The organism is Herminiimonas fonticola (assembly GCF_040395855.1).
GTDB classification, from domain to species: Bacteria; Pseudomonadota; Gammaproteobacteria; order Burkholderiales; family Burkholderiaceae_D; genus Oxalicibacterium; species Oxalicibacterium fonticola_A.
On the sequence record NZ_JBEBPO010000072.1, the window covers coordinates 1 to 13,069 of the forward strand.

General features: G+C 54.3%; 9 protein-coding genes. 4 read left to right on the top strand and 5 right to left on the bottom strand.

Features of this window, described 5'->3' with window-relative positions; all coding sequences use genetic code 11:
• Positions 1-68: 68 nt before the first annotated feature.
• The 3 genes from purL to ABWP27_RS09615 all read right to left on the bottom strand — a co-directional run bounded on the left by purL (position 69) and on the right by ABWP27_RS09615 (position 6,033).
• Positions 69-4,079, bottom strand: coding sequence for a phosphoribosylformylglycinamidine synthase (gene purL, locus ABWP27_RS09605; RefSeq protein WP_353156001.1), 4,011 nt, complete (start codon positions 4,077-4,079; stop codon positions 69-71).
• 207 nt (positions 4,080-4,286) lie between these two features.
• A complete protein-coding gene (locus tag ABWP27_RS09610) occupies positions 4,287-4,691 on the bottom strand; it encodes a DoxX family protein (protein WP_353156003.1) in 405 nt (134 codons plus the stop codon).
• Between the two features lie 178 nt (positions 4,692-4,869).
• On the bottom strand, positions 4,870-6,033 hold the full coding sequence (locus ABWP27_RS09615) for an AI-2E family transporter (protein ID WP_353156004.1): 1,164 nt from the start codon (positions 6,031-6,033) through the stop codon (positions 4,870-4,872).
• A 328-nt stretch (positions 6,034-6,361) separates the two neighbouring features.
• Between ABWP27_RS09615 and ABWP27_RS09620 the strand changes: the two genes are divergently transcribed.
• From ABWP27_RS09620 to ABWP27_RS09630, 3 genes are all read left to right on the top strand, one after another.
• Positions 6,362-6,511, top strand: coding sequence for a lmo0937 family membrane protein (locus ABWP27_RS09620; protein WP_353156006.1), 150 nt, complete (start codon positions 6,362-6,364; stop codon positions 6,509-6,511).
• A gap of 260 nt (positions 6,512-6,771) precedes the next feature.
• On the top strand, positions 6,772-8,016 hold the full coding sequence (locus ABWP27_RS09625) for a D-amino acid dehydrogenase (RefSeq protein WP_353156008.1): 1,245 nt from the start codon (positions 6,772-6,774) through the stop codon (positions 8,014-8,016).
• A gap of 81 nt (positions 8,017-8,097) precedes the next feature.
• Positions 8,098-9,651, top strand: coding sequence for an NAD(P)H-hydrate dehydratase (locus ABWP27_RS09630; RefSeq protein ID WP_353156010.1), 1,554 nt, complete (start codon positions 8,098-8,100; stop codon positions 9,649-9,651).
• Here the strand turns inward: ABWP27_RS09630 and ABWP27_RS09635 are convergent.
• Positions 9,623-10,306: an ABC transporter ATP-binding protein gene (locus ABWP27_RS09635; RefSeq protein WP_353156011.1), complete on the bottom strand. Its 684-nt coding sequence runs from the start codon at positions 10,304-10,306 to the stop codon at positions 9,623-9,625. The two genes, ABWP27_RS09630 and ABWP27_RS09635, sit on opposite strands and share 29 nt — an antisense overlap.
• On the opposite strand from ABWP27_RS09635, the gene ABWP27_RS09640 reads away from it, so the two are divergent.
• The gene (locus ABWP27_RS09640; protein WP_353156012.1) at positions 10,305-10,985 is read left to right on the top strand and encodes an arylesterase; all 681 of its coding nucleotides are present in this window, start codon (positions 10,305-10,307) and stop codon (positions 10,983-10,985) included. The genes ABWP27_RS09635 and ABWP27_RS09640 overlap by 2 nt on opposite strands.
• A gap of 48 nt (positions 10,986-11,033) precedes the next feature.
• Here ABWP27_RS09640 and ABWP27_RS09645 read toward each other — a convergent pair whose 3' ends face one another.
• Complete coding sequence (locus ABWP27_RS09645) at positions 11,034-12,944, bottom strand: SurA N-terminal domain-containing protein (RefSeq protein ID WP_353156014.1); 1,911 nt, start codon at positions 12,942-12,944, stop codon at positions 11,034-11,036.
• Positions 12,945-13,069: the final 125 nt, after the last annotated feature.

A 13,069-nucleotide genomic window follows, 5' to 3' on the forward strand; every position in this document is an offset into this window, starting at 1 on the left:
CAGTCAAAAACTGAACGGCATTTCCAATTGAGCCGCATTGCTACGGCAAACTCATGCAAGCCAGCTTATCAGCCCACCCACTTGCGCGCATTACGGAACATCCGCATCCACGGCGAATCTTCACCCCACGACTCTGGATGATATGACTGCTGGACACTGCGGAACACGCGTTCTGCATGCGGCATCAAGACGGTAAAACGGCCATCCGGCGTCGTCACCGATGTAATGCCTTCCGGCGAGCCGTTCGGATTGTACGGATAGGTTTCGCTGGTTTGCCCCTTGTTGTCGATAAAGCGCATGGCCACAAGGGCCTTGTCGATGTCGCCAGTCAGCGAAAAATCTGCATAACCTTCACCGTGTGCGATGGCGATCGGTGTCTGTGTGCCTGCCATGTCATTGAAGAAGATGGATGGCGAATCCGTCACTTCGACCATAGAGAAGCGCGCCTGGAATTGTTCAGCCTTGTTACGTGTGAACTTAGGCCAGGCTTGTGCACCCGGAATAATCGATTTCAGATTGCTCATCATCTGGCAACCATTGCAAATACCCAGTGCAAATGTATCGGCACGATCAAAGTAGGTGGCGAACTCTTCCGCCAATTGCATATTGAACAGTATCGTTTTTGCCCAGCCTTCGCCTGCGCCCAATACGTCGCCGTAAGAGAAACCGCCGACGGCGATCATGCCCTTGAAATCGCTCAAAAACGCACGCCCGGAAATCAGGTCGCTCATGTGCACGTCCACCGCTTCAAAACCGGATTTATGCATGACGTAAGCAGTTTCCACCTGCGAGTTGACGCCCTGCTCGCGCAGAATCGCCACGCGTGGCCGGGCACCCTTGGCAATGAACGGCGCCGCAATGTCTTCCTGCGGATCGAAGGTCAGCACCGACTTGATGCCCGGATCGAGCTTGTCGAGGATGCGATCGTATTCGGCATCGGCGCAATCCGGATTGTCGCGCAGACGCGCAATGCGCCAGCTGGTTTCACTCCAGAAGCGATGCAGATCGATGCGCGACTGGCTGTAAATCACCTTGGCATCGCGCGTGAATTCAATCATGTCGTCGTCGCTCAACTTGCCGACGATGTGGCTGCAGGCGCCCAGATTGTATTCGCGCAGCACATTCATGACGTCCGATTTCTGCTCTGCACGCACCTGGATCACGGCACCGAGTTCTTCATTGAACAAGGCGCGCAAGGTCATGTCGTTACGACGTGCGGGCACCTGGCCGGCCCAGTTTTTCGCATCGCCTCCATCACTGGCATGTTCGCCTTCCAGCGTCAGGATATCCAGATTGACCGACAAGCCGCTGTGACCGGCAAACGCCATTTCACACAAGGTCGCAAACAAACCGCCATCGGACCTATCGTGATACGCGAGCAGTTTCTGTTCCTTGTTCAAGCGCTGGATCGCAGCAAAGAATCCTTTCAGATCTTCTGCGCTATCGACATCCGGTGTTTCATTGCCGAGCTGCTGCATGACTTGCGCAAAGGAAGAAGCCCCCAAACGGTTCTTGCCGCGACCCAGATCGATGGCGATCAGCACGGTATCGCCGGCATCGGTGCGCAGTTGCGGCGTCAGCGATTTACGCACGTCATAGACCGGCGCGAATGCCGACACGATCAGTGAAACCGGCGAAACAACGGCCTTGTCTGCACCATCGTCATTCCACGTAGTGCGCATTGACAGGGAATCCTTGCCGACCGGAATGCTGATGCCCAGGGCCGGGCACAATTCCATGCCGACTGCTTTCACTGTATCGAACAGTGCAGCATCCTGGCCCGGCTGACCGCAAGCGGCCATCCAGTTGGCGGACAGTTTGATATCGGAGATATCGGCGATCGGTGCAGCAGCAATATTGGTCAGCGCTTCACCGACGGCCATGCGACCCGATGCGGCGGCATTGATCACGGCCAGCGGTGTACGCTCACCCATCGCCATCGCCTCACCCAGATAGCCTTCAAAACTCATGGTGGTCACTGCGCAATCGGCTACCGGCACTTGCCACGGGCCGACCATCTGATCGCGTACCGTGGTGCCGCCAACTGTGCGATCGCCTATCGTGATCAGGAAGGATTTGTCGGCCACTGTTGGCAGACGCAAGACGCGTATCGAGGCCTCCAGCAAATCGATGCCGGTCAAATCCACCGCCGGCAAGCTTTGTTTTACATGACTGACATCTCTATGCATTTTCGGCGGTTTGCCAAGCAGAACGTCCATCGGCATATCGACCGGCTCGTTGCCATGCTGCGGATCGATCACCTTCAACTGGCGTTCTTCGGTCGCAGTGCCGACTACGGCAAACAGACAGCGTTCGCGTTCGCACAGGTACTGGAACTGCGGCAGGCTTTCCGGTGCAATCGCCAGCACATAACGTTCCTGCGATTCGTTGCTCCAGATTTCCTTCGGCGCCATGCCGCTCTCTTCCAGCGGCACTGCGCGCAAATCGAAGATCGCGCCGCGCTTGGCGTCGTTGGTGATTTCCGGGAAGGCATTCGACAAACCGCCGGCGCCTACGTCATGAATGGACAGGATAGGATTGTTTTCCTGCATTGCCCAACACGCATTGATGACTTCCTGCGCGCGTCGTTCCATTTCCGGATTGCCGCGTTGTACCGAATCGAAATCCAGATCGGCAGTATTCGTTCCCGTTGCCATCGACGAGGCAGCACTACCGCCCATACCGATACGCATGCCGGGACCGCCGAGCTGGATCAGCAGGCTGCCAACCGGCAAATCGTGCTTCTTCGTATGAATCGCGGCGATGCTGCCTATGCCGCCGGCGATCATGATCGGCTTGTGATAACCGTTGACCGCACCGGCAACGTTTTGTTCGTAAGTGCGGAAATAGCCACCCAGATTCGGCCGACCGAATTCATTGTTGAAGGCAGCCGCGCCTATCGGACCCTCGATCATGATTTGCAGCGGCGAAGCGATGCGATCAGGCTTGCCGTATGCGTTCGATGTTGAATCTTCTGCCGCCGCGACAGTGACATCGTGATCGTTTTCCCACTGTTGCACGCCATCCGGCAGCATCAGATTGGAAACGGTAAAACCGCTCAAGCCAGCCTTGGGTTTGGCACCACGACCGGTTGCACCTTCATCGCGAATTTCACCGCCGGCGCCGGTAGAAGCACCGGGAAATGGCGAGATCGCGGTTGGATGATTGTGCGTTTCCACCTTCATCAGGATATGGGTCAGCTCTTCCGACGCAGCGTACACGTTGCCGCTGGCAGCGCCACGTGGATAAAAGCGCGTTACCGTTGCGCCTTCGATCACCGACGAGTTATCGCTATACGCAACGACGGTGCCGCGCGGCGCCAGTTGATGCGTATTCTTGATCATCGCGAACAGGGATTTATCCTGTTTCACGCCATCGATGGTCCAGTCGGCATTGAATATCTTGTGACGGCAATGTTCGCTATTGGCTTGCGCGAACATCATCAGTTCAACGTCGGTTGGATTGCGCTTGGCTGTCGTAAAGGCGGCCAGCAGATAATCGATTTCATCGTCGGACAAGGCCAGGCCAAGTTCGGTATTGGCATTCACCAACGCCGCTTTGCCGCCCTGCATGATATCGATGAATGCCAAAGGTTTGGCGTCCAGTTCGCCAAACAGACCGGACGCCTCCTCTGCACTGCGCAATACCATTTCCGTCATGCGATCGTGCAGCAAGGCTTGTACCGCAACGATTGCTTCGCTAGCGAGTTTTTTCGCGCCGCCGAGCAAACCGGATTTCAGGTGCACGATATAGCGCACACCGCGTTCTATCCGGTGAATATCGGTCATGCCGCAGTTATGCGCAATATCGGTCGCCTTGCTGGCCCACGGCGAAATCGTGCCGAAACGAGGAATCACGACAAACTCGTCGCCTTCCAGTTTTGCAGAAAACGGTTCGCCGTAAGTCAGCAAACCGTTGAGGCGTTTGACGTCATCCGGCGCAATGGCTGCTGCGGAATCGACAAAATGCAGGAACTGCCCGGTCACCCCGGCAATTGCATGATCGATTTGTTGCAGTTGCAGTAACAGGCGTTCGGTACGAAAGGCAGACAGGGCGTTGGAACCTGGCAAAATCAGCATGGCGAGAAGGTAGTTGATGCAGAAAAGCAGATGAATTCGGCTGCCGTCCTGCGAGTTAAATCAGAAACCGTGATTATACCGCGACAGAGAGCGTTTTAACTGCCGCTTCACTTCCTGAACGACAAGGATTGCCGCACCAAAAATGCAGAAGGGACGCATTTTCATGCGTCCCTTCCTGATTCAGACCACGTTCGATCTGGCACTCCATCAATTCCATCTACCGCCACGGCCACCTACGCTGAAGCGTCCCGCTCCCAGAAAAACCAGCGCCAGTGCCGTCACCAGAAACATGCCTTGCAGTTCCAGCGCCCAGCCGCCCTGATCATTCAGCGATGCCAGCTGTTTCATGTGCACGAGGAAAATTGCGAAAACCATGTTGCCGGCAATGATCAATGCCGCCGGCCGCGACCAGATACCGACGATTAACAAAACAGGCGCAAGCACCTCGCCCACATACACCAGATAAGCCAGTGGAGCCGGCAATCCCACCGCTGTCACAGAGCTGACAATGAATGCCGGGCCAGCCATGATCTTTGCAATACCGTGCAACAGTATCAATATCCCCAGCACTAGTCGTAAAAGCAATTTTCCGAGGTCATCAGCGTTTTGCATATTATTCATCCTTGATTAGTTGGTGATGAAGCGGCCAGTACGTACTACACAAAAATATAGTGCGGACCGTTTCCGGGCAGGCATATCTTTATTGCCATTAGCATAATACTCCAGCCCTCGCAAAATGGGGAATTCGTCAAATGGCGCCGGCGCTTTTTCTTGCATCGATTTGCGCGCCCTATTCGCCAAGCAATTCGGCAATCACCTGCCATTCTTCGATATGTTCGGAAATCACCTTGACGATCACAATGATGGGAATGCCGAGCAACATGCCCCATACGCCCCACAACCAGGTCCAGAACAGCAGCGACACAAATACCGCCACCGTATTCATTTTTGCGATGCGCCCGGTCATCCATGTCGTGACGAAGGTGCCAACCAGTGTAGCAATGACCAGGGTAAGGCCTGCAACCGTCAATACGGATGCAAATGTTTCAAACTGCATGAAAGCGGTTACGCCGGTGGCGGCCACTATCAGCAACGGCCCGAAATAAGGAATAATGTGCAGAAATCCGGCCGCAACGGCCCAGGCACCGGCATTTTCCAGGCCGACCCAGCGCAAGGCGATCCACATCAGCAAACCGAACAGGATATTCGTCACCAGCAGCATCAGCATGTAACGCTGAATCGAGGTGTTGATTGCGTCCAGAATATTCACTGTGATTTTGCGCGACGACAGTGATCTGCCGCTGATTTTTACCAGCTTGCGCTTGAACATATCGCCCGACAGTAAAAAGAAAAACACCAGGAAAATCACCATCAGCACCTGGCTCGCGAAGGCAGCTGCCCCCATCGAACCGGCCCACAGCCACTGCCCCAGATTGAAGACCGATTGCTCGGCCGTCGTATTCTTGACGAGCGGACGCACACCGGCTGCCTGATTGGTTGCCTTTTCAATTTCCGTCGCTGCTGCCTGCATTTGCTGAATCGTGCTGGTTTGATCTTTTTGCAGATGCTTGAGCGAACGCGTCAGCTTTTGTGTCGCGGTCGGCAGACTGACCAGAATCGAATTGAATTCATCGCGTAAATTATTCGCTGTCCACAAGGCGCTGGATAAAATCGCGGCAATGACAAACACCGTACCCACCATACGCGGAATGCGAATCCGCTCCAGCCAGACCACCAGCGGATTGAGCGTGTAGGCGATGAAAATGCCGAATACGAGTGGAATAAAAAATTTATGTGCGGCAGACAAGGCAAACACAAATGCCACACTTGCCAGTATCGTCAGGGCGATGCTGCGCGGATTGAGCGGGATCTGGATCTGCGCGGCATCGCCTGCAGCAGATGCAAACCTGCCCTCATCCTGTACTTCCGTGTTATCCGCATTCTTGTCGGTCATGATTGTGCGCTTGAAAAAATACTGCAAAGAATTGGTTCAATCGAATAGGCGATTGCATGAAAGCGAAGCGATTGTCCCACATGCTTTTATGGAAAGCATACTAATTCAGATGCAAATCAATATAGATATTTTTATGTGTGAAAACGTACAGATGAAAACCAATGGCAACGATAAACTGGGAAAAACTGATGTGCAGACGCATGCATTGCGATCGGTATTTTTACCGATGTACAGCGTTTTTGCATAGCAAGCGGCAACGATAAAAAGAGAACTTGAAGTTGCTGTAACGAGCATTCCACAATGAACTGAAAACAGAAAGGAAATTGCCATGCTCTATACCATTGCAGTCGTACTCGTCATCCTGTGGCTGATCGGCCTGGTCAGTTCCTATACCATCGGCGGTTTCATTCATATTCTGCTGGTGATCGCCATCGTGATGATCCTGCTGCGCATTATCAGCGGCCGCAAGCCCTTCTAATCTCCCTGCATAAAGAATCAGTCTGAACGCCCAGCCAACCTGCAATGGCCGGGGTACGCAAAAAAAGCTGTGTCGAATCGATGCAGCTTTTTTATTGATCAATCGACATCAATAAGTCACCGTCCTTTCGCTCTCCGAGCTTTTGTCCAACACCTTGCATCGGTTTCCTGCAATTTATTGTTAATTTCCATTACTTCCGCTGGCCTCTTTACACACCGGCTTGGTAACATGCATGGCTAATTTCAGGAGAGGTCGAAGTAATGCAAGTAGCAGTTGTTGGTGCCGGTGTAGTCGGGGTCTGTACTGCGTATTTTTTAGCTGAAGCAGGACATCAAGTCGTGGTGCTCGAACGTCGCAACAATGTGGCGGAAGAAGCCAGCTTCGGCGACTCCGGCATTCTTGCGCCAGCCAGCATTGCGCCGTGGGCAGCACCCGGTGCCACCAAATCCCTACTCTCCCATCTGTTCAAATCCGAATCGCCTCTGCTGTTCAATCGAATGCTGGACCCTTCAATGTGGCGCTGGGTACGACGCTGGCTGAAAGAGTGCGATATCGAGCGTTATCAGATCAATCGCAGCCGCATGCAACGCATTGCTTTTTACAGTCATGAAATCATGCAGCAATTGCGCGAGCTGCATCAACTGGACTACGAACAGGCACCCGGTTACCTCCAATTGTTTCGCTCCGAACGCGATCTGCAACTGGCAAAGCCTGCTTTCGATTTTCTGACTGCGCATGGCATCCCACACGATTTTCCGGATGCCGATGGCGCGCGTGCGATAGAACCCGCATTGAATCCGCATACGCCGCTTGCCGGCAGCCTGCACTTGCCGACAGACGAATCCGGCAACTGCCCTTTGTTCACGCGCCAGATACGCCAGCTTGCGCAGGCCATGGGGGTGGAATTCCATTTTGGCAGCAACGTCAAATCGATACGGCAATCCGAGCACGGAGTGGATATCCGGATTGACGACCACACATTTGCCGCTGATCGGGTAGTGCTGGCAAGTGGTGCCGACAGCAGCAAACTGCTTGCGCCGCTGGGTTTGCATTTACCTGTCCATCCGGTAAAAAGTTATTCGGCGACTGCCACTATCCGCAATTTTGAATCGGCACCAGTGGCTGCCCTGATGGATGAAACCTACAAGGTTGCCATCACGCGCATGGGCAATCGCATCCGCATCGCAGGCATAGCGGAATTGGGTGCACGCACGCCGGACTTGCGCCAGGCCGGATTGAATACCCTGCTTAAAGTCGGCTACGACTGGTTTCCCGATGCGTGCAACTACAACACTGCTGCGTTCTGGTCCGGTACCAGCCTGATGTTGCCGGACGGTCCGCCGCTCATAGGCGCAACGCATGTCAGGAATGTCTACGTTAATATCGGTCATGGCTCCACCGGCTGGGCCATGGCGGCAGGTTCAGCCAGGGTGCTGGCGGATATTGTTTCAGACCGCACTCCGGACATCGATCTCGACGGTTTGACGCCGCTGCGGTTTCGCTGATTGCAGTGAGCGGATTGCGCTAAAATCAGATAAACCTTTGCCGGCATCCTGCCTTGCACATTTTTCTGATCGCGCCTTCCGATGACAAACCATCGCCCTGCCCTTTATAAAATTGCAGAGATTCGCCAGATCGAACAAGCTGCACACGCCACACTTCCACACTATTTCCTGATGCAACGCGCCGGTACGGCAGCCGCCGAATACGCCCGGCGATTGCTCGGCAATCATGACGATGTCGCCGTCCTGGCGCTGGTCGGGCCCGGCAACAATGGCGGCGATGCGCTTGAGGCAGCGAGCCAGCTGGCGCACTACGGCCTGCACGTATCGATCTATATGGCAGGCGATCCGGAGCAACTGCCAGCCGATGCACAACAAGCCCTGCAACATGCCCAGGGCAGCCCTGCCACTTTCATTGATCACGCAGCCATAGGCGCAAGCGCCTGGGCATTGGTGATCGATGGCTTGTTCGGCATAGGGCTGACACACGCCATCACCGGCGATATGTCGGATCTGATCAGGCAGATCAATGCTTTGCACTGTCAAGTCCTGGCGCTGGATGTACCGAGCGGATTGAATGCAGACAGCGGCACGCTTATTGGCAGCAACAACGACGGCGGCATCATTCAAGCCACGCACACGATTACCTTCATCGGCGACAAACCTGGTTTGCATACCTGTGATGGTCGCGATTACGCGGGAGAGGTTATCGTCAGCGATCTGGCCATCGATCCGCAACTGTTTCCATCTGCCTCCATACAGTTGAATCATGTTGCCCTGTTTTCTGCCGAGCTGCGCTCCAGACGGCACAATACACACAAGGGAAGTTACGGTGATGTCAGTGTACTCGGCGGTGCGCACGGCATGGTCGGCGCGGCCATTCTGGCAGCTCGCACAGCAGCCAACTGCGGAGCCGGCCGCGTATTCGTCGCCTGCATTTCAGAAGCTCCAGCCTACGACAGCGCACAACCGGAACTGATGTGCCGCCTGGCTGCACATATCGACTTCGACAGCACGACAATCGTCGCCGGGCCCGGATTAGGAGACTCGCGCACTGCGCACGATTTTCTCGCCAGGGCAATAACCGCGCATACGCCTCTGGTGCTGGATGCCGATGCATTGAATCTTGTTTCGGTGGAAGCAGGCTTGCAGCAAAAACTGGTAGCGCGCGAGGCGCCGACGCTGTTGACGCCCCATCCGCTGGAAGCTGCCCGCCTGCTCGACTTCACCGTGCAGCAAGTACAGGCAGATCGGATCGGCGCAGCGCGTGCACTCGCATCGAGGTTCAATGCCATCGCAATTCTGAAGGGGTCGGGCACTATCATTGCCGCGCCGGGCACAAACGGCGGCATCGTTATCAACCCGACGGGCAATCCGTCGCTGGCCACTGCCGGCTCCGGCGATGTACTGGCGGGATTGTGCGGTGCCCTGTTGGCACAGGGCTGGCCTGCATGGGAAACGGCATTGGCAGCCGTATGGTTGCATGGCAAGGCCGCTGACAACCTGGTTCAGAATGGCAGCGGTCCGATCGGACTGACCGCCAGCGAATTGATTCCGCCCATACGCACAGTATTGAATCAATTAGTGCTGCAACAGCGTACACACATCATCACACCAGGTGTCCCGCTGCAATCGTGATGGTGCGTTTGCATAGTGCGGCAATCGAAGGGTCGTGCGTGACCAGCACCAGCGTCGATTTACGTTCATGATTGAGCTCGAACATCAATTGAATCACTGCCTCGCCGGTTACCGCATCCAGACTGCCGGTAGGTTCATCGGCAAACAATAACGGCGGCTCGCTGACGAAGGCACGCGCCAGCGCCACACGCTGCTGCTCACCGCCCGACAGATATTTTGGATAATGCTTCAACCGGCTCGACAAGCCGACACGCGCCAGCATTGCCTCGGCCTTTTCCTTCGCCTTGCCATCGTTGCGCAATTCCAGCGGCAACATGACATTTTCGACGGCATTCAAATGTCCCAGCAATTGAAACGACTGGAACACAAAACCAAGTTTTTCTTTCCGCAAGCCGGCACGTCCGTCTTCATCCAGCGCAAAGATATCCACACCGTTCAGCTTGACCGTTCCGTCCGAGGGTGTATCCAGACCTGCCAGCAAACCAAGCAAGGTTGATTTGCCTGAACCGGATGCGCCGACGATGGCCAGCGTATCGCCCGCTTGCACGGTAAAATCAACCGCTTGCAGGATGGTCAGCTCACCCGTTGCATCAGCCACGCGTTTAGTCAGATTGATTGCTTCAATTGCAGGATAAACAGTAGAGGATTCAGGCATGCGGATTGATTTCAGGTTTTCGTATCAGGTGGAGAGTAAATTCAAAACGATATTCAAAACGGTATTGCGAGCAGCCACGCTGGTTGTCATAACGTCGTTTGCAACGAGCGCTTATTCTGCATCAAAAACCATCCTCGTGCTCGGCGACAGCCTGTCGGCTGAATATGGCTTGGCGCGCGGCGAAGGCTGGGTCAATCTGCTGCAGAAAAAACTGGCAACGGAAAAAATTACCGCGCCCATCATCAATGCCAGCATCAGTGGCGAAACCACCAGCGGCGGCAAAGCGAGGTTGCCGTCCCTGCTGGCCAAACATCAACCGGCAATCGTCGTGATAGAGCTGGGCGCAAACGATGCACTACGCGGCTTGTCGCTCGCAGCTACACAGGAAAATCTCCGTGCCATGATTAAAAGTGCAAAAACGGCCAAGGCAAAAATCCTGTTGATTGGCATGCAAATACCACCCAACTACGGCAGCGATTACACCAAACAGTTCTCTGCCCTCTTTCCAAAACTGGCACAGGAAACAAAATCTTCTCTGGTTCCATTCATGCTGCAGGGCGTAGCCGACAAAACCGAACTGTTCCAGGCCGATCGTATACACCCCAACGCAGAAGCGCACCCGAGAATACTCGACAATATCTGGCCGCAACTCAAACCTTTGCTGATCAGCGGAAAATAAAAAAGCCGCTTGTCGCGGCTTTTTTAAACGTGCAATGCAGATAAATTCTTATTCAACTGCCTCTGATTTGGCAGCTGGTTTCATGATTTTTACCTTGGCCTTTTGCTTCAAGGCTTCGATATAGGCAAACGTTTCCTGTTGCGCCAGCGCTGCCGTGATTTGCTGATGTTCGGCCTGACGCTTGGCGCTATCGACGTTGGCCGGTTGTGTCACACGCACGATCCGCAACACGCCAAAGCCCTGCGGCACATCGACTCCGACGTAAGCCGGCAGCTTGCTGGTATCAGCTTTCATCACCGCCAGGAATACTGCAGGATTCAAGCCCTGGCTCTTGGCGCGTGAAACGATTTGCGTTGCAGAAAAACCGCTCGCATCATCTTTTGCCTGCAATGCTGCCAGCTTCTCTTCACCCGCTTTTTTGGCAAGTGCAGCGGCTTCTTCCTGTACAACACGCTCATGCACCAGCGACTTCACTTCATCGAAAGGACGTTTGCTTGCAGGTTTGTATTCCGTCACGCGGCCGGCAATCAGCGTATTCGGCGCGACTTCCACCGCTTCCGTATTGCGTTTGTTTTTCAGCGATTCATCTGAAAACAGGGCTGTCAGGAATTTCTGATTATTGTAGGGTACCGTTGGCGCCACAGCAGGATTCGGCTGACGCGACAGATTGCCAGTCGTTTCGATTTTCAATTTCAGCTTGTCAGCCACGGCTTGCAGGCTGTCTGCCTGTTCATACACCGTATTGTTGAAGACGTCTGCCGTCTCGGTGTATTTTTTTGTCACCAGCTGTTTTCTGATATCGCCTGCGATCTCTTTTTTGACTTCATCCAGCGTCTTGATCGAAGCCGGCTTGATGGCAGTGACCTTGATAATGTGGAAGCCGTAATCGGATTGCACCAGATCGCTCAATTCGCCTTGCTTGAGCTTGAAGGCTGCGTCTTCAAAAGGCTTGACCATCATGCCCTTGCCGAAGAAATCCAGATCACCGCCACGTTCAGCCGAACCGGTATCGCTTGAATTTTCCTTGGCAAGCTTGGCAAACTCTTGCGGATGCTTGTGCAGCGTTGCCAGCAATTGTTCTGCTTTCGCCTTTGCAGCTGCCTTCTCGGCATCGGATGCATCCTTGCTGACGCCGATCAGGATGTGGCTGGCGCGACGTTGCTCTTCCACGCCATAGTGTTTTGCATTCTGTTCGTAATACGATTTGATATCTGCATCGCTGACATTGATCTGCGCCGCCAATGCATCTGCCGTCAATACGACATATTCGGCTTTCACTTGCTCAGGCACATTAAACTGGTTGCTCTTTTCGTAATACGATTTGAGCATGTCGTCAGTAACTTTGACTTGGCCGACATAATCGGATGTTTTGAATGCCAGTTGCTGCACTTCGCGTTCCTGCTCGCCCAGTTCAGACAGGCGTTTGGCCAGCGAATCCGGCGCAAATGCCGTGTTCTGAATGGCAGCATTCACCTGCTGCGAGGTCAACTCCTGGCGCAAGCGCGCTTCGTACATGGTTGGCGTCATGCCTTGTGCAGCAAGAATCGCCTTGTAACGCTCGACATCGAATTTACCGTCGGCGGTCGTCAAACCACCCATATTGACAATTGTTTGCTGCAAGGCTTGATCGGATACGGCCAGCTTGTTGCGTTTTGCTTCGGCTGTCAGAACGCGCTGCGCAATCAGGTTGTTCAGGATTTCCTGCTTGGCTTCGGGCGTATCGAACATCTTGGCGTCGAACTGATCGCCAAACATCTGACGGAAGCGACTCATCTGTTCGCGTTGCGCCGCATCCCACTCCGGCTGTGTAATGGTCTGGCCGGCGACTTTGGCAACAGTATTCGAGGCATCACCCATGCTGGTGTAGCTTTCCAGTCCAACGAAAGCAAAGGACGGCAAGATAATCAACAGCAGCAAAAACTGCATCAGACGACGGTGAGTACGGATAAATTCAAACATGGCTAACCAATCTCAGACAGATCAATATGTCGCATATGAAAAAAGGCGAACTCTCGTTCGCCTTTTTATTTTTTTGGCGGAGTGGACGGGACTCGAACCCGCGACCCCCGGCGTGACAGGCCGGT

Excerpts from the sequence above, each read along its gene's own strand:
- ABWP27_RS09645 (WP_353156014.1), bottom strand. The coding sequence starts at position 12,944 with ATGTTTGAATTTATCCGTACTCACCGTCGTCTGATGCAGTTTTTGCTG.
- purL (WP_353156001.1), bottom strand. The coding sequence starts at position 4,079 with ATGCTGATTTTGCCAGGTTCCAACGCCCTGTCTGCCTTTCGTACCGAA.
- ABWP27_RS09625 (WP_353156008.1), top strand. The coding sequence starts at position 6,772 with ATGCAAGTAGCAGTTGTTGGTGCCGGTGTAGTCGGGGTCTGTACTGCG.
- ABWP27_RS09615 (WP_353156004.1), bottom strand. The coding sequence starts at position 6,033 with ATGACCGACAAGAATGCGGATAACACGGAAGTACAGGATGAGGGCAGG.
- ABWP27_RS09610 (WP_353156003.1), bottom strand. The coding sequence starts at position 4,691 with ATGCAAAACGCTGATGACCTCGGAAAATTGCTTTTACGACTAGTGCTG.
- ABWP27_RS09640 (WP_353156012.1), top strand. The coding sequence starts at position 10,305 with ATGCGGATTGATTTCAGGTTTTCGTATCAGGTGGAGAGTAAATTCAAA.
- ABWP27_RS09620 (WP_353156006.1), top strand. The coding sequence starts at position 6,362 with ATGCTCTATACCATTGCAGTCGTACTCGTCATCCTGTGGCTGATCGGC.
- ABWP27_RS09630 (WP_353156010.1), top strand. The coding sequence starts at position 8,098 with ATGACAAACCATCGCCCTGCCCTTTATAAAATTGCAGAGATTCGCCAG.
- ABWP27_RS09635 (WP_353156011.1), bottom strand. The coding sequence starts at position 10,306 with ATGCCTGAATCCTCTACTGTTTATCCTGCAATTGAAGCAATCAATCTG.